The sequence below is a fragment of the Paenibacillus sp. J31R120 genome (assembly GCF_056269225.1).
In genome coordinates this window covers 1,176,171-1,199,962 of record NZ_JBWDNN010000002.1, presented here as the reverse complement: position 1 = coordinate 1,199,962, position 23,792 = coordinate 1,176,171, and the positions used below count along the sequence as shown (strand labels likewise).

General features: G+C 53.2%; 15 protein-coding genes. 3 read left to right on the top strand and 12 right to left on the bottom strand.

Going from position 1 to position 23,792, the window contains the following annotated elements; genetic code table 11:
• Nucleotides 1-14: 14 nt before the first annotated feature.
• The 4 genes from AC0YNW_RS11645 to AC0YNW_RS11630 all read right to left on the bottom strand — a co-directional run bounded on the left by AC0YNW_RS11645 (nucleotide 15) and on the right by AC0YNW_RS11630 (nucleotide 11,120).
• Complete coding sequence (locus tag AC0YNW_RS11645; RefSeq protein ID WP_475832083.1) at nucleotides 15-1,796, bottom strand: sensor histidine kinase; 1,782 nt, start codon at nucleotides 1,794-1,796, stop codon at nucleotides 15-17.
• 304 nt (nucleotides 1,797-2,100) lie between these two features.
• Nucleotides 2,101-9,555: a glycoside hydrolase family 3 N-terminal domain-containing protein gene (locus tag AC0YNW_RS11640; protein WP_475832082.1), complete on the bottom strand. Its 7,455-nt coding sequence runs from the start codon at nucleotides 9,553-9,555 to the stop codon at nucleotides 2,101-2,103.
• Nucleotides 9,556-9,710: 155 nt separating this feature from the next.
• Nucleotides 9,711-10,301 carry a thymidine kinase gene (locus tag AC0YNW_RS11635; protein ID WP_475832081.1) on the bottom strand — a complete coding sequence of 197 codons (591 nt, stop codon included), beginning with the start codon at nucleotides 10,299-10,301 and terminating at the stop codon, nucleotides 9,711-9,713.
• A 36-nt stretch (nucleotides 10,302-10,337) separates the two neighbouring features.
• Nucleotides 10,338-11,120 (bottom strand): TerC family protein, encoded by a 783-nt coding sequence (locus AC0YNW_RS11630; RefSeq protein ID WP_387469305.1) that lies wholly within the window; start codon nucleotides 11,118-11,120, stop codon nucleotides 10,338-10,340.
• A gap of 288 nt (nucleotides 11,121-11,408) precedes the next feature.
• Between AC0YNW_RS11630 and AC0YNW_RS11625 the strand changes: the two genes are divergently transcribed.
• The gene (locus AC0YNW_RS11625) at nucleotides 11,409-11,765 is read left to right on the top strand and encodes a thioredoxin family protein (protein WP_475832080.1); all 357 of its coding nucleotides are present in this window, start codon (nucleotides 11,409-11,411) and stop codon (nucleotides 11,763-11,765) included.
• 20 nt (nucleotides 11,766-11,785) lie between these two features.
• On the opposite strand, the gene abc-f is transcribed toward AC0YNW_RS11625, so the two are convergent.
• The 3 genes from abc-f to AC0YNW_RS11610 all read right to left on the bottom strand — a co-directional run bounded on the left by abc-f (nucleotide 11,786) and on the right by AC0YNW_RS11610 (nucleotide 15,865).
• Nucleotides 11,786-13,615 (bottom strand): ribosomal protection-like ABC-F family protein, encoded by a 1,830-nt coding sequence (gene abc-f / locus AC0YNW_RS11620; RefSeq protein WP_475832079.1) that lies wholly within the window; start codon nucleotides 13,613-13,615, stop codon nucleotides 11,786-11,788.
• Nucleotides 13,616-14,409: 794 nt separating this feature from the next.
• Complete coding sequence (locus AC0YNW_RS11615) at nucleotides 14,410-15,402, bottom strand: ring-cleaving dioxygenase (protein WP_475832078.1); 993 nt, start codon at nucleotides 15,400-15,402, stop codon at nucleotides 14,410-14,412.
• A gap of 10 nt (nucleotides 15,403-15,412) precedes the next feature.
• Complete coding sequence (locus AC0YNW_RS11610; protein ID WP_475832077.1) at nucleotides 15,413-15,865, bottom strand: MarR family winged helix-turn-helix transcriptional regulator; 453 nt, start codon at nucleotides 15,863-15,865, stop codon at nucleotides 15,413-15,415.
• 252 nt (nucleotides 15,866-16,117) lie between these two features.
• On the opposite strand from AC0YNW_RS11610, the gene AC0YNW_RS11605 reads away from it, so the two are divergent.
• Entirely contained in the window at nucleotides 16,118-16,648 is a 531-nt protein-coding gene (locus AC0YNW_RS11605; RefSeq protein ID WP_475832216.1) for a M15 family metallopeptidase, read from the top strand.
• Between the two features lie 584 nt (nucleotides 16,649-17,232).
• On the opposite strand, the gene AC0YNW_RS11600 is transcribed toward AC0YNW_RS11605, so the two are convergent.
• The 5 genes from AC0YNW_RS11600 to AC0YNW_RS11580 all read right to left on the bottom strand — a co-directional run bounded on the left by AC0YNW_RS11600 (nucleotide 17,233) and on the right by AC0YNW_RS11580 (nucleotide 20,168).
• The gene (locus tag AC0YNW_RS11600; RefSeq protein WP_475832076.1) at nucleotides 17,233-18,264 is read right to left on the bottom strand and encodes an LLM class flavin-dependent oxidoreductase; all 1,032 of its coding nucleotides are present in this window, start codon (nucleotides 18,262-18,264) and stop codon (nucleotides 17,233-17,235) included.
• Nucleotides 18,251-18,706 (bottom strand): RrF2 family transcriptional regulator, encoded by a 456-nt coding sequence (locus tag AC0YNW_RS11595; protein WP_475832075.1) that lies wholly within the window; start codon nucleotides 18,704-18,706, stop codon nucleotides 18,251-18,253. The genes AC0YNW_RS11600 and AC0YNW_RS11595 overlap by 14 nt, the downstream gene beginning before the upstream one ends.
• Nucleotides 18,707-18,854: 148 nt before the next feature.
• Nucleotides 18,855-19,607: a DUF4184 family protein gene (locus AC0YNW_RS11590; protein ID WP_475832074.1), complete on the bottom strand. Its 753-nt coding sequence runs from the start codon at nucleotides 19,605-19,607 to the stop codon at nucleotides 18,855-18,857.
• Between the two features lie 103 nt (nucleotides 19,608-19,710).
• The gene (locus tag AC0YNW_RS11585) at nucleotides 19,711-20,037 is read right to left on the bottom strand and encodes a hypothetical protein (RefSeq protein WP_475832073.1); all 327 of its coding nucleotides are present in this window, start codon (nucleotides 20,035-20,037) and stop codon (nucleotides 19,711-19,713) included.
• Nucleotides 20,028-20,168 (bottom strand): hypothetical protein, encoded by a 141-nt coding sequence (locus tag AC0YNW_RS11580; protein ID WP_475832072.1) that lies wholly within the window; start codon nucleotides 20,166-20,168, stop codon nucleotides 20,028-20,030. Before AC0YNW_RS11580 ends, AC0YNW_RS11585 begins: the two co-directional genes overlap by 10 nt.
• 223 nt (nucleotides 20,169-20,391) lie before the next feature.
• Between AC0YNW_RS11580 and AC0YNW_RS11575 the strand changes: the two genes are divergently transcribed.
• Entirely contained in the window at nucleotides 20,392-23,751 is a 3,360-nt protein-coding gene (locus tag AC0YNW_RS11575) for a DEAD/DEAH box helicase (RefSeq protein WP_475832071.1), read from the top strand.
• The last annotated feature ends 41 nt before the right edge of the window (nucleotides 23,752-23,792 follow it).

Here is a 23,792-nt window from a genome sequence, read left to right as displayed (position 1 = left end):
TCTCTTCCCCCTTTCTATGGATTGTTCCGCATCCGGCTGCTTCGGGTGACGGGCATGGTCAGCACAACCATCGTCCCTTGTCCGCTGTGACTGAACAACCGTACGCCGTAGGGCTTGCCATACCGCAGCTGCAGGCGTGCATGAACATTCTGAAGGCCGATTCCTTTCCTCTCTGCCGGATCTCCTGCCGGTGAATATGGCTCACGCTCCCTTCCATCCAGCTCTGCTCTCAGCTCCGCCAGCTTGGTTGGGCTCATGCCGAGTCCCTCATCCTTCACGATGATCATGAGCCGTTCTCCAATTATGCGAATACGCACATCCAGACGCCACTTCCCTTCTTTTCGCTGAAGCCCGTGCTCAAATGCATTTTCTACTATCGGCTGCAGCGTGAACTTGGGGATACGCACATCTCCGGCTTCCTCCTGGGCAGCCAGCTCAACCGTACACCGGCCGATAAACCGCTGTTCCTGAATGAACAAGTAGTTGGCGGTATGCGCAAGCTCCTCGCTAAGGTTCACCGTCTGGTCGTCATCTGAGCGGATGGAGTAACGAAGCAGGTCGCCGATTACATGCGTAATGCGATATATCTCCGGCGCTCCCTTGGCAAGCGCCATTCCTCCAATCATATGAAGCGTATTGTTCAGGAAATGAGGATTGATCTGGGCTTGCAGAGCAATCAATTGCGCATTTTTCACTTCGATTTCATGCTGGTATTCATTTTCGATCAGCGCCTTGATGCGGCCCATCATAAAGTTGTACCCCGCCTCAAGCAAGCCGATTTCATCCTTGCTTTGCACGGATTTCATCTCGAAATCGTGAATATGCGACTTGCGCATCGTCTTGGCGAGACTCACGATCGGCCTGCTGATCCGCAGCGATACAATAATAGACAATAGAATCGATACGGCTGTGAACAAAGCTCCTGTCCATAGACCGACTGTCATCGTTTTTTGAGCGCTTTGGTTCACGGTCGCTGCCGGAATCGCTTTGATCACATCCAGTTGGCCGTTACCGACACGTTTGGCAAATAAATAATAGTTCGCCGTCCTTGTGAAGGACACAGAAGCCGGCTCGATCTCCATCGCAAGCAGGCTTTCTTTCAGTTCCTCCGTTAAAGCAGTCATAGAGGACCCGGGCAGCAGCTCCCCTTCGTCATTGATGAGATAGATTAAGCTTTCGGGCTCCGATTGCAAAATGATAGACGCCTGCTCCCACACCCGGTCGTTGATTCGTACAGCTATCCCCCCTACAAGCGCTTGCCCCAAAAATTCATTCATAGAATGATAGGCGCTGAGTGAATCGCCTGATGACTTGAAATAAATGCCGACCGGCTCTGTCAGCATCCGGCTCCAAGGCCCCTGCCCGATATCGAGCGAATGAACCATTCCACTGGTAGCGAAGTGAACCGTATAGGCTCTCCCCGTAGCATGGAGGTATAAGGTCAGTTGATCGATTTTGCGGGAAAACGAATAAAAGGCGGTATTCAAGGTGCCGAACAGCCCATTCTGCAGCTGATACCGCTCCCCTGCCTCCAGCTCGTCTGCGGCGGACAAGCCCTCGATTAATTCCGTCTGAATATGAAGGGAATAGAACAGCGTATCCACCTGCTGAATGAGCTCGGTCAAGTATTGGCTGGCCCACATCATGCGGGATTCGTTGGCGTCGAGCATCTCCTTCTCTACCGAATCTCTTGTATTGTTCGTCGCTTGCCATGTGACCGTTATGACAGGCAGCGTCGTCAAGCAAATCATCAGCAGCATGAGACGGAAGCGAATGCTGATTCCTTTGAGCGGCATAGTCTCCTCCTGCTCCCGGTTCGCGGGTATAATCGGTTGCCTCTTTCTTCGACTGGAAGAAAGCGTTTTCCTGCTGATGCAAGGCGGACCGTGTCATGTACTTTCTGACAATCATTCGTTCAGCAGCGTTTTCGATCTGAGATACTATACCCGATCTGGACGCGGAGTGCATTGCACTTTATTAACCCCCTTTTTGCATCCTATTGATGTTGATTGATGAGAGTGTCCCTATCAGAAACCGTACCTAATGAAAAGCCGCCGCGGAGGTTGTCCTCACACGGCGGATGTTCATGATAAAAGAAGCTTATTTGTTATAAATGCGGTACACGATGACAGCGGCTTCGGCGCGGGTCGTATGGCCCAGCGGATTCAGCTTGCCATCGCTGCCCTTTACAATATCATTCGCCAGCAGGATCGATGCGCTTTCCTTCGCATACGAGGCCAACTTGCCCAGGTCGGAGAAGCCCTCCAGCAGGGAAGCATCCCCGCCCTTAAGCGACTTGCCGGATACTGCAAGCGCTCTGGCTGTCATCGCCATCATCTCTTGTCTCGTAATGGACGCGCCCGGATCGAACGTCCCGTCCGCACGGCCGGTTACGATGCCAAGAGCCCTGGCAGCAAGCACAGCATCATAGTAGTAATCTTCTTCGGAAACGTCGGAGAAGCCGATCATTCCCTCCACATTGGCTTTCGCTTCCCATCCAAGCGCTCTGGCAAGCAGCAGCAGGAAGTCTGCGCGCTTCACTTGGCGTTCAGGTGCATAAGCTTGCTCCGAGATGCCGTTAATGACGCCCTTGGCCGCCATCACTTCGATCTCATGCTTCGCCCATACATAACGCTGCAGATCGCTGAAGCTCTTCTCGACATAGACAACTCCGAATGAGCTGAAATGCGATGTTGTGAATGTGACTGCCTTCGAGGCGGCCGCGTATTTGCCGCTTGGGACGGCATGCGCTGCGCTCTCGTTGTCGATGTACCAGACCGTCAGCCATTCGCTATTTCCGCTCTCTTGCTCGGTCAGCTGATAAGGTACCGATACATAAACCGGTGCATCCGGGTTGCTCCAAGGAACCGGAACGCCATCGATAGCCAGATGCAGCTCTACGACTGGACGCGAGCCGATTTGCGCTTTCAACTCGTCACTCAAGCCTGTTCTATCAGCTTCCCGAATAATAATAGATAGCTTCTTCGCTTCGGCAACGGCAGCTTGGCCCACCATATGGCTAGGCAATTCAATCGTTCCCGTCGGCGTCACGATAATCAGATAGTAATTCAGTCCGCTGTGCGAGATGCTGTCCTTCGGCAATTCCACTTCATAGCCCTTCGCTCCATCGGCCTCTGGCACACGAATCGTAATGCGCTGTACAATGCCGGATGTTCCGTCAGACAAAGCGTCTTCCAGCGCCGCTGCTGTAATTGCAGTCGTCGCGATGCCGGTAGCCTCATCCACTACAGGCGCAGGAGCTGTAATTTCTTTGCCGTCCACCACTTCCGGCTCTTCCGTTACGGGCGGCGTGATAACTTCTCCACCGCTTGTACTTGGCGATATTTGATACGTGAACGGTGCGATAAAGCTGTCTTGCATGCCATCCTTCACCGCGATTGCGCGGATAACGGTTAGCCCGCTCATCGCGATCGCTCTGCTGTATTTCTCGCCATTGTCCTTGCTTGGCAGGCTGCCATCCAGCGTGTAGTAGATCGCAGCTCCTTCAGTGGCGGAGCTCAGCGTTACGCTGCGCGAACCGTTGTAGGCGCCAACCTTAAGCGATGCTTTCGGCAAGGCAACGGTGCCGCCGATTTCCTGGACCGGCTCAGACGGCTCAAGGGAGAACCAATCCAGGTTCGCTCCTTCACCGACAAAGTTCAGTCTAAGCGTCTGCACGCCTGAAGGAAGCTGTACCACATGGGAGACTTCCTGATAGCTGTCCCATCCGCCCGTTCCTCCGAACGGTACGGTTCCGTACGATGCACCCCCCGCGTTGCCGATCGTCATTCTGACGCCCGACTGCGGAGTGGCGTAACGGTAGACGACTTTGTAGTAGCCGCCTTCTCCAATATTTACAGCATAATCGACATGGCCGCCAGCTACGGTAAAGCCGATATTCCGGAATTCGTTCGCCTCTCCGGCATTATTCGTCTGAACCGCTGCGCTGCTTGCGCTTATATACGTCTCTGCTTCTACCTTCAACGTTCCGTTCTCTGCATCTGTCACCGGCACGGCAAGCTTCTCGAACTTGATGCCTCTCAGCTCATAGTTTCCTGCTCCCGCAGCCAGTCGGATGCGCTGCTCACCTTTCGTCAGCTGCAGCTCCGTACGCATTTGCACAACCTGGTTGTACAGATTCGGCACAGTTACAGCGGTTTTGTCCGCTCCGCCATTCGTCTGCCATACGATTCCGTTATAGGCTTGGGAGTTGGACGTTACAGTCAGTTCCGCAATGTAGCGGCCGCTCTCAGGCACGTCAACCAGATACTCCGCGTAGTCTCCTCCATCAATGCCGGTGAATCGGCTCGTTGCTCCGGAACCGGATACCGTAAGTCCCTTCATGCTATGGAAGTGATCAAGCGCGTTCAGATCAAGCAAGCCGATCGGATCTGTCACGTTGACCGTTCCTGTTAGAACAGTGCGGGCAGTCAGTTCGCTGCCTCCCGAAGAATCGCCATACGCCAAGACCGGAACATGAACGTTCAACTGAAGATCATCATAATAAGTCGTGCCGTTCCATGCCAGCTTCAGCTTCACCTGCGTTGCCGATACCCACTCGGCGGAAGCAAGGGATACGCCGCCGCGGTCAACAGCAGGGCCCGATACGGTGATCGCATCTACATGATCGGCCAGCAGCTTGCCGCCGCTAATCGTTAGTACGATTTCTTTGCCGTCCGCATCATAACCCACTTGTGCAGGAGTTACGGAGATGGACTCCGGATCATTCACAGCTGTGAACAGAATGGACGCTGTTAGCGATGTTCCCGCTGCTCCGTCCACTTCATCCGAAGCTGCGGAAAGCAAGGCCGTACGGTCGGAATCGTAATCTTCTACGGCTGCGCCTGCAAACCTAACGACCGCAGTCGTATCATCCTCTCTCTCTACACTCGCTACTGTAATGCCATCCAGGCCGATGATGGACCAGTTGTCTTTATTCAAATCTGCCGCATAGACACCGTTAAGCAGATGTACGGTAATTTTACCCCCCGCTTCGCTGCCTTCTGTGATCGGCTGCTGCTCTGGTACAAGTGCCGCTCCGATTGCCACGAAGTCAAGGCGGCTAACCGTACCCGAGACATCCAGGCGAATCTTGTTGATTCCATCTTCAAGCGTAACCGTGCCTGCAGCCCGGCCAGAAGCGCCGGTTGTCGCTGGCAGCGCAACAACAGATTGCTCTTCCTCATTGACGGTAACCTTAAGCTCGCCCCCATCCTCTGGAGCAGCGTACTGATAGGTTACGCCATAGTCGCCTGCACCCGAAGCGAAGACAGTGTATTCCACCCAGTCGTCCTGGTCGGCGCCTGCTAACGAAGTTCCTTGCGTGACTACTCCGCAAGCATGGCTATAGCGGCTGCCTTCGATCAATCCTGGCAGCGTAGTCATGCCTGAATCCGCTCCGCTCAACGAGATGCTGCGGATGATGTAGCCGCTGCCTCCGGCATTCAGCGTCAGCAACTGCTTGCCAGCCTGAAGATCGATCAGACTGCGAACCTTCGCGGGATTGCCGCCTGTATCCTGCACAAGCGCAATCGCTTCGCCCGTGCCGATCTGAAGCCCCGCTTCTTTCGGCGAGCCGATATATTCAATATCCGCGTAGTATGTTCCGCCTTCCTTCACTTCCGTTACATAATGGAAAGCTGCTTGATCCGTCTCGGAGAAGCCGCCGATGGCATCCTCTTGAACGACGTATTGGCCTTCTGCCGATGCGAATGCGCTGGCCGCAACTTCAGTCTTCGGCTGAAGCCCTTGAGCGCGGTCGAAGCGGTATGTGGCCACGGACTTAGCCGGAAGCGTCGCGTTCATCTGCAGACCATCCACCAGAATCTTGAACGGCTGCGGATCGGCCGTACGGTTGATGACTACCGTTACGATCTCCTTGCCGTCCGGACTTGCAAAAGCCACGTTCGTCACCGTCGATGCGGAGCCGTAGTTGCTGTCAATACGGACGTAACCCGGCTTCACGAACTTGGTGTAGTGACCCATCAGATAGTACTCCGGCAAGATCCAGTAATGATCCGGATTCGAGGAATCCTGAATGACTGGCGTCGGATCAGGGATGCCTACCCACTGGTGGGTCGCGATATCGCTGTCGAGCATCGTTACCCAGCTGTTATAGCTTCTTGCATAGTTGCGGAAGTATTGCGCGATCCGGTCTGCGCCTGTTGTTCCCCATACCGCTCTCTCTGTCAGGTATACGCTTTTCTCAGGGAACATCTCTTGCAGCACGCTCATCATGGACAGCTCGCCGCCATAGTCATGGAACGCCGTTCCTTCCACTGCGTCGTACGCGCCTTCCAGCTCGTCACCAAGCACCAGCGCAGGGAATGCCATTGTGTCGCCCGGGTTGTGATCGAACATCCAGAGCTTCACGGATTGAATGCGCGGATTGCTGTTCGCATCCAGTCTCTCTCTCAGCAGCTTGGCGAGTCTGGACGTCTGCTGCCAGGACATCGCCGTACTTGGATAATCAATTTCCAGCAGCGGCTCGTTCTGAAGCGTCATGCCTTCGAAGTAAATGCCTTGCTCCGCGTAAGCCACCAGGAACTTCTCATAGTATTTGGCTACAAGCGGCAAGTACTCTTCCTTCACTTGACCTCTGATCATGCTGTCCGTCGTCTTCATCCAGCCTGGCGGACTCCATGGAGACGCAAAAAATTTGATATCCGGATTAATCTGCTGAATCTTCTTAACCGTCGGGATAATACCCAAATCGATATCCTTCTGAATCGAGAAATGTTCCAGATCCTCATCCGTTTGTCCCGGCGGCATATCATTGTAGGAATAGAACTTCTGCGCCGTAAAGTCGGATGTGCCGATCGTCAGACGGATCAGGCTCATGCCGATGCCTTCCTCTGGATGCACAAGCTTTCTGAGCAGCTCATCTTGCTTGCTCGGGGACATTTTCATCAAATTATAAATGGTCGACTCTTCCATGGACGATCCGATGCCCATCATCGATTGATACGTCTTATCCGGGTTAAGAGCAATCTCTGTCACAGCTCCGCCATCCGGCAGTCTAAGATCCAGATTAGCACCCGGCTCCAGCTTCTTGTCGCCCGGCTGGTAGCGGTCACCGTAATACCATTTCCGGTCCGCAGCATCGCGCTCTGTGGAGATCCACGACTCCACGCCGTTAGCGACGATAAGGTCGCCAGTTCCTTCGTTGCCTACCGGATCGGTTCCGCCGCCACCGCCAGCAGGAACATCTCCTGTACGTGTGAACTCTACCCAGTTGAAGTTGATATCGCCTGCGACGAACTCCAGACGCAGCGTCTGCACGCCGCCCTTCGGCAGCACGATATCCTGCACTTCAGTCGTTGCCCAGTTCTGCCAGCCGCCTGTTGAACCGACATTCAGCGTACCTGCTGTCGCGCCATCTTCTGTCTTGACGCGGATGCCCGTTGCGCCGCCATTGCCCGCATAGCGGAATGCCGCCTTGTACGTGCCCGGCTCCTCGACGTTCACCCGGTAATCCAGCCAAGCGCCTGCGGATGTCCAGCCGACATTCAGTCCGCCGCCTTCATCCTGCGTCGTCTCGGTATTCAGCCCGTTGCTCTTCGCCGAGAAAGCTTCCGCTTCGATCTTGCCCGGAATGCTCTCCGATTGCGGCATAGGCAATGCAGGCGCCTCCGGCAGCTCCGGCGTTTCTTCACCGCGCTTAAGACCGTATCCGACATCGAACAGCAAGTTGTCGCTGTCCTTAGTAAGCGGATAGCTCGCGCTTACGTAGAATGGCCATTCAATCGGATTCGTTCCCTTGAAGTCCTTGCTGCCAAGCAGCACATCCGCTACGCCGCGGCCTTCCGTACCCGGAAGCCATGCCGCCACAAGGCCTTGCCAATCGCCAAGCTGCTCGCTGATCGTCATCGGACGACCGCTTACGAGCACAACGACAATCGGAATGTTCGGATCGGATTCGCGAATGTTGCGCAGCGTCTCTCGATCAACTTCATCCAGATCCAGCGCTGTACGGTCGCCGTCAGATTCCGCATACGGCGTCTCGCCAATGACGACAATCGCGACGTCATGGCCTGCTGCGCCGCGTCCGTGCTTGTTGTACGTCACCGTCTTCGAAGTGCCAGCCGCATCGCGGATGCCTTTCAGAATCGTCGTGCCTTCTGTAATCTTGCCCGGCGCGCCCTGCCATGTAATCGACCAGCCGCCAGACTGAATGCCGATGTCATCCGCGCTCTTGCCCGCAACATAAAGCTTGTTCATGTTCGGTAGCTGCGCCAGTATCGGCGTTCCGTTCACCTTGTCGTTTTTCAGCAGAACCAGCGATTCTGCAACAGCCTGACGCGCGATGTTGCGATGCGCCGCTGCCCCCACACTGCCTGCCAAATCCTTGTCCGCCTTCGGATACTCGAACAGACCCGAAGCCATCTTAACCTTCAGAATGCGAAGGACGGCATCGTCCAGCCGTTCCTCCGTGATAGCGCCTTCATTCACCAGCGCGATCAGATGATTCAACGCGTTCTTCCAGTCACCCGTCAGCATGAACATATCCACGCCCGCGTTCACAGACACGCGAACCTGATTTTTGAGACCGCTTACAGCATTGCCATCCTGATCTCTGGAAATTTGCTGAATAGCGTTGTAATCAGATATGACAAACCCTTTGAAGCCGAGCTCGCCCTTCAGCACATCCGTCAGCAATCGCTGGTTGGCATGCATCTTGAGTCCTGCAATGCTGTGGTAGGAAGCCATGACCGTCTGTACGCCAGCCGCAATGGCTTCTTTGTACATGTTCAGATCATGGGCCAAAATTTCTTCCTCTGTATATTTCGTTGTGTCGCCTTGGTTTTTGCCGTTATCCGTGAAGCCCTCGCCGATAAAATGTTTCGCCGTGCCCACGGCTCTAAGAGGGTTTCGTCTCTCGGCATCTGTCTTGCCCTGAAGCCCCTCAATAAACGCCGCGCCAAGCGCGCCTGTTCTGTCCGGGTCCGAGCTGAAGCCTTCATACGTTCTGCCCCAGCGAATGTCTTGCGGCGCTGCGATTGTCGGCGCAAAATCCCAGTTCGTGCCTGTCGCGCGCATCTCCTTCGCGGTAGCCTGTCCGATTTGCTGCATCAAAGCAGGATTGTTGGCCGCTCCGAGGCCAATATTGTGCGGGAACAGCGTTGCGCCCAGCACATTGTTATGCCCGTGGACCGCATCCACGCCATACAACAGCGGAATGCCAAGTCTTGTCGACAGCGCTCCGTCCTGAAGGCTGTCTGTCAGCTCACGCCACTTTGCCTCCGTGCTGTCAGCTTGTCTTCCGTTCGGGAACGATCCGCCGCCGCTTAGCACCGAACCGATAAAATATTGCTTAACCTCTTGCGGAGTAATATTTGATTTCTCCGGCTGGATCATTTGACCCGCCTTTTCTTCCATTGTCATCCTGCCGAGCAGATCCGCCGCTCTCTCATCCACGCTCTTCGCCGGATTCAGATAAACAGGCAGACCAGCTGCAGCCGCTTCCGCAGATGGTGCTCCTGCGGCGGCGAACAGCCCCGTTACCAGCGTGAGTGCCAGAAAGGATGATAGCAGTCTCCTAACCTTTCTTCCCATTGCAAAAACCCTCCTCAACCCTTGTAGGTTCTCCCAAGCTTGTCCAGTTGTAGATGGGCAAGGACAAAATTCGGGATTCTCTACAAGTATAAAATTGAAAGGAGGGTGTTTATAGGCTTCATTTTTATGATGACCTGTGCCATTTTTGCGAAATGCTATTGATTTGGATTTTGGAATGCCTGATTATAGCATCTTCGGCAAACCGGCTTATAATCCTCGTTCCCGCCGATCTGAATCTGCTCGCCGGAATTGACGGGCTGTCCGTCGCGGAACCGGATCACCATTGTCGCCTTGCGGTCGCAATACCAGCAGATCGTCTTGATCTCCTCGATTTTGTCCGCATGAACCAGCAGATTGTAGCTGCCTTCAAACAGCTCGTTCCGGAAGTCATTCTTGAGGCCAAAGGCCATCACCGGAATGTTGAGCTCATCGACAACGCGCGTCAGCTCCAAAATATGATGCCGCATCAGAAATTGCGCTTCGTCGATCAGTATGCAATAAATCCTTCCGGAAGCGGCAACTTGCTCCTTCACATTGTCGAACAGATTGGTCGACTCCCCTACAGGAATCGCCTCACGCTCGAAGCCGACTCGCGAGCCGACGCGATAGACGCTTTCTCTGGCACCGACAGCGGGCGAATAAATAAGCACCGGCTTGCCCTGCTCCTCGTAGTTATGCGCTACCTTAATAATCTCGAACGATTTGCCGCTGTTCATCGTCCCGTATTTGTAATATAACTGTGCCAACCGAAATCTCCTCCACTAACCTTTAAGTGGATACCATTATACCGCTTTGACCGATTCCTTGTCTTTACTTCCGGACAAAAACCAGCCCACAACTGCGATTAGAATCAGAACCGCATAGAACGTCAGCTTCCAGCCCGTAGACTCTGCGAAGTCATGTGAGATCACATGGATGGACGGATGCGCGAGCGTGTGGACTGCCAGCTTGACACCAACCCAGCCGACAATACAGAATGCCGCGATCTCGAGTCCAGGTCTGCTTTCCAGGAGCTTGACGAACAAGGTTGCCGCAAAACGCATAATAAGAAGTCCGATAAACCCGCCAAGGAAGATGACGATGAAATGTCCGCCGTCCATGCCGCCGATCTTCGGCAAATTCGTCGTAGGCAATGCAACTGCCAGCGCAACGGCTGCCAGAATAGAGTCAATCGCAAATGCGATATCCGCAACCTCGACCTTGAATACGGTCATCCAAAAACCGCTTTTCTTCGTTTCCTTGCCCGCATTCTTATCCGCTGAATCTTCGCCTTTCTTGACAATAAGCTTTCGGAAAATATGATTGAGTGCAATAAATAACAGGTACAACGCGCCAATCGCTTGCACTTGCCATACGTCTACGAGGAACGAAATGGCGAACAACGAGGCGAATCGGAATACAAAGGCGCCCGCGAGTCCGTAGAACAGAGCTTTCTTCCGCTCCTTCTCCGGCAAGTGCTTCACCATAATCGCCAGCACCAGCGCATTATCCGCTGCAAGCAAGCCTTCCAGCGCGATGAGTACGAGCAGCACCCATCCATACTCCAATAATAATCCTAAATCCATTACCATTCCTCCTACAATTAGTTATTCCCTAACCTCACGAGTCCATGAACACAAAAAGACCTTTGCCTAAGTGTAAATAAACACTAGACAAAGGTCTCGCAAACAGCGCATGCTTCGCGCGCTGCCAATAAAGCCGGAGAAGGTTATTCTCGTCATGACGACTTTACTGTATGAGCTACTCCCCTTTGGAGTATAAAGTTCATGGATATTCGGTTTACATGTGATCTATACGGGACAGCGTTTCAAAAGGTTCCACTTTTTTTTTCGAAAAAAAATAAAAAATTTGTTATGATGGGAAAACATGAACCGCATGACGGAAAGGAGCAGAATGAATTGCCTCTTCAAGAGCTTGCCGAAAAAGAACTGCTACTATTGAATCACGCCGATATCGCTCGCGCAGCTATTCTGTTCACAACACCAATGTGCGGCACCTGCAAGGTCGCGGAACGTATGCTGGAGATTGCCGAGGCGGTCGGCCTAGACTACCCGCTCTATAAAACCAACATCAACTTTACGCCGCGCTTAAGAGAAGAATGGCGTATCAGCAGCGTTCCTTGCCTAATCGTGCTTCGCAACGGCAAACTGGTCAGACAGGAATATGCTATGCGCTCTGTGGACCATTTATACCGTCTGTTGAAGGATTAGATCGTTCGCCGCCATACCGATTAGTTATCCAATTGCTCCAATTGCAGCTTGACGCTGCGAATCTCCTGCATAAGTGCGCGATCTTCTTCCTCCGACTCCAGACGCTCCATCCCCATCAGCTGCGCGAGCCGCAGCTTCAGCCTGTCGCATTCATACTCCCTCTGCAATTGCTCGGCGGACATGGCTCTGAGCCGCTGACTTGCCTCATATTCATCGAAGGTCCCGGCGAATACATAGGGCAGGGCGTTACCCTCCATCACAACGAGCGATGTGGCCAGCCTTTTCGTCAAATACCGGTCATGCGTAATGAGCAGCACCGTGCCCGGATATTGCTCCAGCGCTTCCTCTACCCTCTCCCTTGTGTCAATGTCCAAATAGTTCGTTGGCTCATCCAGCACCAGCAAATTGCATTTGCCGAAAAACAATCGCAGAAATGCGACTCGGCATTTCTCACCCATACTCAAATCGCCAATACGTTTGAATACTTCCTCCTTACGGAATAGGAAGCATGCCAATATCGTTCGCGCATGCGACTGGGTCATGCCTGGCAGCTCCAGCAGACTGCCGAGCAGCGTCTGATCGGCATTCATTCGGCTAAGCTCCTGCTCGAAATAGCCGATCTGCGCCTGAGGATGTCGGGTTACCGAACCTTCGGAAGGACTCAGGGTACCGATCGCCAGCTTGGCAAGCGTAGACTTGCCAGCTCCATTCGGGCCAATGACCGCTACACGCTCGCCTCTTCCTACATTCATATTGAACTGCTTCAGGAGTGGCTTGCGCTCCGCATAAGCGAAGCTGACCCCTTCCATACGGATCAGATGGGATGCTTCGAACGCTTCGGCTTCCAGCTTCATATGGAGCTGCGCTTCCTCGCGCGGCAAATGAACGCCTTTCTCCTCCAGCCGGTGAAGAGCCGACTCCTTGGCATGGAGCCTGGAGACGTTCTTTTTGGATTTGGATCGCAGGAAGTCGTTTTGTCCCGCCGATTTGTGCGCTTGCTGGAACCACTGCGCGTACATGCGAATGCTCTCCAGCAGCTTCTCCCGCTCCAGCTCTTGCTTTCTGTGCTGTGCCTCAATCGTTCGCAGCTCCACATCTTTGGCACTTCGATAATCCGAATAGCCGCCCTCATATTTCTTGGCGCCTTCTCTAGTCAATTCGATCACCGCAGTAGCGGTACGATCTATGAACATCCGGTCATGCGACACGTAGAGAATCGTCCCTTTATACGAGACGATCCATTCCTCCAGCCATAGCAGAGATGCTGAATCCAAATGGTTGGTCGGCTCATCGAGCAGCAGCAGCTTCGGCTCCCTTAGCAGCAGGGCGGCAAGCTGAGCTTTCGTCTTCTGCCCTCCGCTCAGGCTGGCATACGGCTGAGTCCACAGCTCCGGTCCGAGCTGAAGCTGTCGAAGCGCAAGCTCCGCACCCCGCTCCCACTCATAGCCGTTGCATACTGTATACCGATCCATCAGCAAGCTGTAAGTGGCAAGCTCCTCAGCATTCGACTCGCTCACCCCCATCCTGTTCATGGACGCTTCAAGCTCTTGCTTAAGCTGGTAGCGCTCCGGATAGGAGCAGTAGAGCACTGTGCCTAGAAGAGATAGATGGTTTGCTTGCTCCTGCTGCTGATCCAGCCATCCCCATTGCTCTAGGGGAAGGGGCCGCTGAATCTGTCCTTCATCCAGAGCGATTCGTCCTGTGATGGCTTGCAATAAGGTCGTTTTGCCGACACCGTTCCTGCCGAATAAGGCAAGTCGTTCTCCCTGTCGTATATCAAAGCTGACGTTTTTGAACACCGTCTCGCCGTTCCAATCCTTTGCTGCTTGCTGTATTTTAACCAATAGCATATATACATCCCTCCGCATCTGCAAAAACATAAAAAAAACCGTGGCTCGCGGCACACGGTCTGAAATACGCGGGGGATATCAGGCTCGCACAAAACAACCGTTCAACACTTATCTGCATTTCTGCTCAAATAAATGTTCGCGATTAATTCATACAGCCCATCTAACTCGCAGCTCCCCAAAATGACACACGTATCCCCTGACCGACTCTCGCCTATATGCGAGCTAGCCGCTTGTTGACTTCAACAAGTTGTTCTTCAGGTTATCACGTGTCATTACTTCATCGGCGGAGGTCCTCCTGCAGTCGTTAGAATTAGGTTCCATTATATAGGGGAGCTGCGATAGAAGCAATGGGCGAATTCTTTTTAAATGAATTATTACATCACTTTGCGGCTAGACGTTAAGACGAAATGTCGACCGATTATCAGATTATAATTAGGTAGAGCTGCTCCGCAAACTTTCGCTGCATCTAAGTCGGTTTAATCGATCTATTGAGCTGTTACACACACTTTCGCTGCATCTAAGTCGGTTTAATCGACCTATTGAGCTGCTACACTCACTTTCGCTGCATTTAAGTCGGTTTAACCGACCTATTGAGCTGCTACACTCACTTTCGCTGCATCTAAGTCGGTTTAATCGACCTATTGAGCTGCTACACACACTTTCGCTGCATCTAAGTCGGTTTAATCGACCTATTGAGCTGCTACACTCACTTTCGCTGCATTTAAGTCGGTTTAACCGATCCCCTGATCTCTAATCAAGAAAATGTACATTAATCACAAAAATAACCTATTCACTTATCTACTCGCAGTATCAATCGGCTTAAGCCCCGCTTCAATCCGTTCGCGATTCGGCTCCAGGAACGGCGGGAGCGACAGCGATTCGCCCAGATGCTCCAGTTCCTCATCCGTGGCGAAGCCAGGGCCGTCAGTGGCAAGCTCGAACAGGATGCCGTTCGGCTCGCGGAAGTAGAGGGACTGGAAGTAGTAGCGTTCCACAAAGCCTGAGTTGCCAATGCGGGTCTTGTTCAAATGCTCCGTCCATTCGCGAAGCTCCTTCTCGTCCGCTACCCGGAATGCAACATGGTGGACGCCTCCGCTGCCCTGACGCTCACGAGGCAGATCCGTTCTCGTCTCCAGATGAATCTCTGCTCCCGTACCGCCTTCACCCGTCTCATAAACGAGAATGTCCGGCTGTCCTGCCACATGCGCCGGATAACGTCCTCTTCTTCGGAAACCGAGTACGCTCGTCAGGATCAGATCGGTCGGTTCCGGGTTCGCAACTGTCAGATGAACGGGACCAAGACCGATAATCGCGTGTCCCGCTGGCACAGGGCTCTTCGCCCATGGCGTTCCTCCCGCCACACCGCTATTCCGCTCATCCGAGACGAGAATGAACCGTTGTCCCTCTTTATCCCGGAATGCTAGTGTGTGACGTCCGGCTCTAACCAAAATGTCGTCATGCTCTACTCCAAAGGTAACCAGCCTTTCCTTCCAGTAATGGATCGATTGATCCGAAGGGACCCGAAGAGAAATAGCTGATATACTGCTTACTCCTTCGCGGTTCGGTGCCGCCATCGGAATTTCGAAGAAGGTAAGCTCCGTGCCCGGGCTTCCTGACTCATCACCATAAAACAAGTGATACATCGACGTATCATCCTGATTCACCGTTTTCTTCACCAATCGAAGGCCTAGCACTTCAGTATAAAATTTGTAGTTTTCCGGACCGCTTGCCGTAATGGCCGAGACATGATGAATGCCTTTTAACACATTCCTTTGCTCTTGCATCATAATTCCTCCCTTATTCTATTGTTTTAGCACTTAGCTTCTTAAGCAAATGAAGGAACTGCTCCTTTTCCTCCTGATCGAGCGCTTCAAAATGCGAAGCCTGAAACCTTTCCTGTACCGGCACCACCTGCTCATATATGGCCTTGCCTTTATCCGTTAACGACACATGCTTAACCTTCCACTCTTGCTCCCGCTGAATGTATCCTGCCTGTTCAAGCCTGGATAGCAGCTGTGTAATGTTCCCTTTTGTTACGAGAAGCTTCTCCGCCAGCTGGCCTTGCGTCAGCCGTTTGTTCAATCCAATCTGTGCGATGACATCGAATTGCGCCACCGTCAAATCCCAGCGCTTCAAATGCTGCTCCGATTCGCGAACGCTTTGATTATAAATGCGAGAGAAGCGGTACCATATGAGGAGCGCCAGCCGCTCATCGCGTTTGTCCGTTCTTGCTTCAAGCTCATGCTCCATAGGTTCACCTCGATTGTATTTGATATCATCAGTTTATACCTAAACTGATGATTCGTCAATCCCCGACCTCCGTACGTTGCGTTCGGCTCCGGCGTCCATTACGATAGAATCAACTATACTTTTAAAAGGAGACCGTGAATGGCTCATATGCAACAAGGCCCGCCTCCTCCTCTGCAGCCACATTGGCAGCAGCAGCGCATTCCTTCGCGCGGGAAGCGGCTTCGAAACTGGATTCTTCTATTGTTTCTTCTGATGCTCGTCGTCTCCATATTCAAGAGTTGGAACGACCGTGTCGAGCGCACTATTCCGTTCATCACCAAAGAAGCGCCGCCCATTACAGCGCTACACCCCTATGTCTTGTTGAAAAAAGACGAGCTGGTGGCCGAAGCAGCCAAGCTTGGCATCTCCATACTCATAACCGACGACCATCGCAGCCATGAGGAGCAGGACGCCCTCTACGAGCAAGGCCGTTCGACCAAAGGACCAATCGTCACTCATGTGAAGGGTGGGGGCTCATACCATAACTACGGGCTGGCGATCGATTTCGCGTTGCTAACGCCAAAAGGAAAAGCCATATGGGACCTGGAATACGACGGGAACCGTAACGGAAAAGCCGATTGGATGGAGGTTGTAGCCATTGCCAAAGGACTCGGCTTTAGCTGGGGAGGCGACTGGGAGGGCTTCAAGGACTATCCGCATCTGCAGATGGATTTTGGATTTACGATATCTGAATTAAGAAGGGGCTTTCGCCCGCCGGAGGAACCCGCTATCGAAGCGGATTAACTTAAGCTAGGAACAATAATCGGTTACCACGGGGTTTCGTAAGGTTAGTATGTGATTTGGATTCGATTGGAACGGGATAATTGTGCTTGGCAATGCTAAATGAGCTAACTCGTGCGGATGGAATGAAATAGTGGTATGGGGCACAACTAATGGTGCTGAATCAGCGAATTGAGCGATTTAGTGGTGTGTGACACAACTAAAGGTGCTGAGTCGGCGAATTGAGCGATTTAGTGGTGTGTGGCACGACTAAATGCGCGAAATCGGTAGATAGAACGAAAGAGTGGTGTGTGACACAACAAATGGTGCTGAATCAGCGAATTGATCGATTTAGTGGTGTGTGACACAACTAAATGCGCGAAATCAGCGGATGGAACGAAATAGTAGTGCGTGATACAACTAAAGATGCTGAAGCGGCGAATAGAGCGAAATAGTGGTATCGGCACAACTAAAGATTCAATGTGATACGAATGGAGCAATTTGCATTATGTAGCCGACACAACAAACCTTCAACTCAAAGAGGCTGTCACAGGAGGTCAATTCCATTGACCAATGAGACAGCCTCTTTTATTTAAATGTCTCTGCCGTTACAATCCCGCAATAATCTCATACGAGCGCCGACGCGCTGCGTGGTTATGGATATGTGCGGCAATCATAATTTCGTCGGCGCCGGTCGCTTCCATATATTGCTCAAGCTTCGCCTTTACTGTCTCTGGACCGCCAGCAATGGAGGAGCCAAGCTGCTGCTGCAGCATGTATTTCTCTTGCGCAGTCCAGATCTGGTCCATATCCCGCACTGGAGGCGGCAGCGGACCCGGACGATTGCGGATGAAGCCAAGGAACAACTGCTGCATCGATGTAGCCAGATATGTCGCTTCTTCGTCGCTATCGGCAGCTACCACATTAACGGCAACCATGCCGTACGGTTTGTCCAGCACGCCCGGCTGGAAGTTGTTGCGGTACAGATTCATGGCAGGAACCGTATACGTAGGCGAGAAGTGGCCCGCGAAAGCAAACGGCAGACCGAGCTGTGCCGCCAGCATGGCGCTGAAGTCGCTGGAGCCCAGCAGCCAGATCGGCAGGTTCGCTCCTTCGCCTGGAATCGCTCTGACCGGCATCGCCACTTCAGCTCCGCTCGGATCAAGATAGGCCCGAAGCTGCTCCAACTGCTCAGGGAAATTGCCTCCGTTGCTGCCCCTTACGCCACGCAGCGCTGTAGCCGTCAATTGATCTGTGCCCGGCGCGCGGCCCAGCCCCAGATCGATCCGGCCCGGGAACAGCGCTTCAAGCGTACCGAATTGCTCCGCAATGACAAGCGGTGAATGGTTCGGCAGCATAATGCCGCCCGATCCGACCCGAATGCTCGAAGTGCCCGCAGCGACATGGCCGATCACGACCGATGTCGCCGAGCTTGCGATGCTCGGAGAGTTGTGATGCTCGGCTAACCAGTAGCGGTTATAATTCCAGCGCTCTGCATGCTGCGCCAGATCCAGTGTATTGCGCAACGATTCCGCGACCGTGCCGCCTTGAACGATTGGCGATACGTCAAGGACGGACAACGGTATACGGAAGGACGGACCTGCTTTAGCGCCATCCTTGATTTCATTATTCATGGACATGGGTCTCACCCCTTGCTGTTTTCTGTTGGCATTGTCTGAGGCGTTCCAATACCGTCTGAAGCGTATTGCGCTCCAGATATTCCTCATAATGAAGCTCTGCTTCCCGGAAAAAACCGTCCATCACCAGCGACATGTTGGCGGATACGAGACACTTTTCCTCCGGGTTGCCTGACGACCAATGCGGCTTCAAGGTGCCTCCGCAAATCGCCCGATAGACCTCAGCCAGCGTCACCTCAGCCGGCTGACAATTTAACTCGTAGCCCCCGCCGATCCCTTCTTTGGTTTTCACAAAGCTGGACTTTTTGAGCGTGCTCATAATTTTCCGAATACGCGTCGGATTCGTGGACACATTATGGGCAAGAAGCTCGCTGCTGGCCCGATGATCTGGCAAATAAGCAAGCAGCGCCAGACAATGGACCGCCACCGTAAATTCGCTTCGCATCGTACCGCGGCCTCCTTTCGAACTATACTGTAATAATATTTCATACAGTTAACAAAGTCAAACCCGCGAATGGCACCATCCTGCCCATGAGGCGATCTTGCGGATGGAGCGCGCGGATTTTTCATCTAATCTGATTCATAACATCCCGTTATCTTCTCAATACGCGGGAACCGATGGATGCCAAAGCCAGTCCCAGCAAGAAGCCGCTTATGGGTGACACCACAAGTATGCCAATATAATTGCCGGAGGTAGAAAACAGCAGCTTGCAAGCAACGGTTACCGCGGCAGTAATCCCGACGATCGACCAGTAAAGCCATTTGGCCCAAATAGATACTGTGCTTTTGTTCCGAGCAGCTTCGGATGCCGGCCATCTCAGCCAGATCAGCGCCATGATGCCGAACACCGCCAAGCCCGTCAACGATAAACCATGCTGCAGCAGCTTATAAACTGGAAAGCCGAATACCTTCTCATTTAACGCCGCCCATCGTACAACAAAGTATCCGCTTAAGTGGGTAAAGGCGTCCAAAAACACATGAGACGAAAAGCCAATCACAACTGATACAAGGAAGACCAGCCAGTCTCTCCATCCCCTCATGCGCCACGGATAACGATCCATTAGTCCTTTTGCTTTTCCCGAAATTCCGAAAATGCCGGGAAGATGTTCAGCTAACGGTAATTTGATCACATAATGGAACAGAAATGCAAATAACAAGCTTAACGGGATAGCTTGCAGAAGCAAGCCAAGCCCGCTATGACCGAATGTCTGATAGGGCTCCAGCGCGATGAAATATTCAAAGTCAGGCGACATGCTGCCCAAGATCAGCCCCGTCAGGCTGAACCAGCCGGGCTTCGCCAGCTTAAGAGGCGCGGCATACAACGGATGTGCGAATGTAAAAGGCATAACGACGCCTCCCTTTATTTCTTTACTTGTCTACTGCCGATGAATGATCCTATCGATGTCTAGCTCCTCTATTAATTGATCCACGTCTCGGAATAATATTCTTTCATAAAATAGAACAGGGCTTCGAGTGCTCCACGCCTTTCGTCTCCGCAGCTTTTACTTCCTGCAGCAGCTTGATCGCGCGATCCGCAGCTTCCGAATCCTTCGGCGTTCCGCCATGCGGGAATGGGAACATCTCTCTTAATTGACCAAGAGCAATCGCGGCAATCTCATAATGCTTGGCCGCTTCGCCCATCCGGGAGCGTACGGTGCGCTCCACGATGTTGCTGCCGTCCCAGCGGAAGGCCTGCTCCTTCAAGAAACGGACAGCGAATTCCCTCGCAATCCGCCACAACCTCCATATTAAAGCCGTCGCCACCTTCATCCGCATTGTGGCGCTCTATGACGAGCCAGATGAGCCTCCTTCGTCATTGAGCCGGCAATGCCAAGCGCCTTCGCCCGATGCATGCGCACCAGCTCGCCGAACGCTTCCTGATCCCCTTCCCGGGCGCGGGTACCCATTACCGCTCAAGCTCCGCTCGTCCTCTTTTCCTTCCATCCACGTTGCCTTCACCGCTGCAAGAAGATCCACTTCCATCCCTCCATATGACATAGATGCCGTGGCATGCTGAAATCTATCGCTTCACATTCGAAATTTTTTTCAAAAATGATTTATAATGAAGATTGATTGTATTGTATCCTGACTAAGGACTCTGTTCAAACATTTTCCATAAAGGAGATCGCAATGGGTTTTCATATCAATCAAGCTCTCATTTTGCAGCTATGCGGTCCCGATCATTACGCGGTCGGAGCCGCGATAGAGCGGAACGGCCAAGTCATCTCCATGCGCCAGGAGGGCAAGGATCGTTATCTTGCCGTTGTCTCAAGCGGCAAACGCAATTATGAAGTAAGCATATGGCAGAGGGCTGATTCCACTATTCAGGCGGAGTGCACATGTCTCGCCTTTTATACCGATGATGATTACTGCAAGCATACAGCTGCAGCTTTCATCCATCTCTCGGAATCTATGACAGCAAACCGGCCAAATACAAGACGCCTGAACGAGCCAAAGGGGAAAGTATATCTAAGCAGCGATTCCGATCATGACGTCGTTGAAAATTTGCTGGGACTGTTCCAGGAGGAGCGCATCTCGCGGACAGCTGCGGCAGGCAAGCTTCGCGATGACCGCGATCTATTGACGGTCGAATTCGTCTGCAGGCTTGTGCCCATAGGCAACGGAAAGCACCGGATTGGCATCGAAGTGAAAATGGGCGCCGGACGCCTCTATGTCGTTCAGCGCGTTGAGGAGCTGCTGGAGCGGATACGCGACGGCCAATCCTATTCGTTCACCAAGCTGTTCGCGTATAATCCGCAGATCCATCGCTTCACAGCCGAGGATCATGCCGTGCTGGACAAGCTGCTTCGACTTATCGAGCAGGAGAAGCAAGATGCGAGTGCAGGAACGTCTCCAAGGAGAACAGCTGACAGCGAGCGGCTGCTGTATATCCCTCCTTTTGCCTGGAATGAGCTGATGAACGCGCTTATGCGGGTCAGCCATATCCGAATCAGTCTGCCGTCGGACCGGAGCGGCGGTCATCGAGAGTATTCAGGCCTGACGCTAGCCGGGGAGCAGGAGAAGGCGCCGCTGCGCTTTCATCTGGGGCTAGCCTCTGATGAAGAAGGCTATGAGCTTGCCGCCGAGGGGCTAAGCGAGCTCACTGTGCTGGACGCTTATGGCATGCTGTTCGCCGATGGCATCTTCTATCGCGTGCGGCATCAGCAGTTGGTTCAGCTTGCCAGACTGAACGCCATTATTTACTCCGACACACGTGAATCGGAGAAGATGAACCGAGTCACGATCGAGCATAGACAAATTGAGCCCTTCATGCAGCGTGTATTGCCCGGACTTAGAAAGCTGGGCTACGTTCAAGTATCCGAATCGATTGCCAATCTGATTCTGTATCAGCCTCTTCAAGCACGCATGTACCTGGACCGGCTGCGCGGCAAGCTTCTTGCGGGGCTGGAGTTTCAATACGGCGATATCATGCTGAATCCGCTGGAGCCCGACAAGCCAAGAGGAGCCGACCGCATCCTCATGCGGGAGCAAGAGAAGGAACATGACATTCTTGCCTTAATGGAGGATGAACGCTTCGGGAAGACGGAAGGCGGATATTTGATCGAGGGGGACGATGCGGAGTTTCACTTTCTGCATGAGATAGTGCCGCTGCTGGAGCAGCATCTGGCTGTATACGCCACCTCCGCTGTCAGACTGCGGCTTGCCACGGATGTTCCGCCGCCCAAGCTGCATATTACATGGCAAGAACGCACCGACTGGCTTCACTTCCGTTTCCAAATGGACGGCATCAGCGAACAGGAGATCAAGGCGATCGTACGTGCCGTGGAAGAGAAGAAGCCTTACTACAAACTGGCGCGCGGAGCACTCCTGCCCTTAAACAACGGACAATTCGATGCGCTCCTGCGGGTGATGAACGGAGTAGGCTTGCATCACCCGACGCTGTTCGGCGAAGGTACAGGCATTCCTGTGGGTCGTGCAATGGCGCTGCTGGATACGCCGATCGAGCATGCCTCCATCAAGCTAGGACGTTCGCTTCGCGAGCTGCTGGATGATATGCGCCATCCGGATCAGCTCGACTTCCCGATCCCGGAGAAGCTGGAGCCGGTTCTGCGCGACTACCAGCGATACGGCTATCAGTGGATGAGGACGCTCGCGCATTACCGTTTCGGCGGCATATTAGCCGACGAGATGGGACTAGGCAAGACCGTTCAAAGCATTGCCTATCTGCTCTCTGTTGCGCCAGCCATCCGGGCATCCGGTCAGCCTGCATTAATCGCTGCTCCAGCGTCGCTCATCTACAATTGGCGCAATGAGCTGGAGCGATTCGCACCGGAGCTGCATGTCATCGTAGCCGACGGCAGCAGAGAAGAACGTCATGATGCGTTGAATGATAGGCATGCCGTCAGCCTTGCGAACGGCCATGGCAATCTTGGGCATGTATCAGCGACTAAGCCCGATATTATTATTACCTCCTATCCATTGCTGCGAAGGGATATCGAGCAATATGCCAAACATCCTTTCCATACGGTGATCTTCGATGAAGCTCAAGCGTTCAAGAACGACACTACCCAAACCGCAAGCGCCGTTAGAGCGATTAAGGCAACCTATCGCTTTGCGCTGACCGGCACGCCGATCGAGAACAGACTGGACGAGCTATGGTCCATCTTCCGCGTCGTCTTCCCGGAACTGTTCCCATCCAAAAAGGCGTTCGGCGAGCTGACAAGGGAGATAGTGGCGAAACGCAGCAAGCCCTTCCTTCTGCGCAGGCTGAAGGCCGATGTGCTGAAGGAGCTGCCGGAGAAGATCGAGACGCGAATATCGTCAGAGCTGCTGCCGGAGCAGAAGAAGCTCTACACCGCTTATCTGGCGAAGCTGCGCCAGGACTCGCTGAAGCATCTGGACAGCGGAGATTACGGGCGAAATCGCATTCGAATATTGGCCGGCATTACGAGACTGCGCCAGCTATGCTGCCACCCTGCCTTGTTCGTAGAAGGGTACAATGGCAGCTCGGCCAAGTTCGAGCAATTAATGGAGCTGGTGGAGGAATGCCGCAATTCCGGCAAGCGGGCGCTGATCTTCTCCCAATTCACCGAGATGCTGGACATCATCAAGCGCGAGCTCGGTTATCGGGGCATCAACTTCTTCTATCTGGACGGAAGCACGCCGGCCAAGGAGCGTGTAGAGCTATGCACCAGATTTAACGAAGGCGAGCGCGAGCTGTTCCTGCTGTCGCTTAAAGCAGGAGGTACCGGGCTTAATCTGACAGGCGCGGATACCGTCATTCTGTACGATCTATGGTGGAATCCCGCCGTTGAGCAGCAAGCCGCCGACCGGGCCCACCGCATCGGGCAGAAGAACGTCGTCCAGATCATCCGTCTGGTCGCAGAAGGAACCGTAGAAGACAAAATGGTTGAGCTGCAGCTGCGCAAGAAAGGGCTCATCGACGATGTCCTTGAAGCCGGCAATGAATCTATCTCTTCCTTATCCGAACAGGATCTCCGCGAGATTCTGTCGTTGCAAGAATCATAGACCCGTCACACCAAGACAACAAAATGCTGCTACTCATTCTT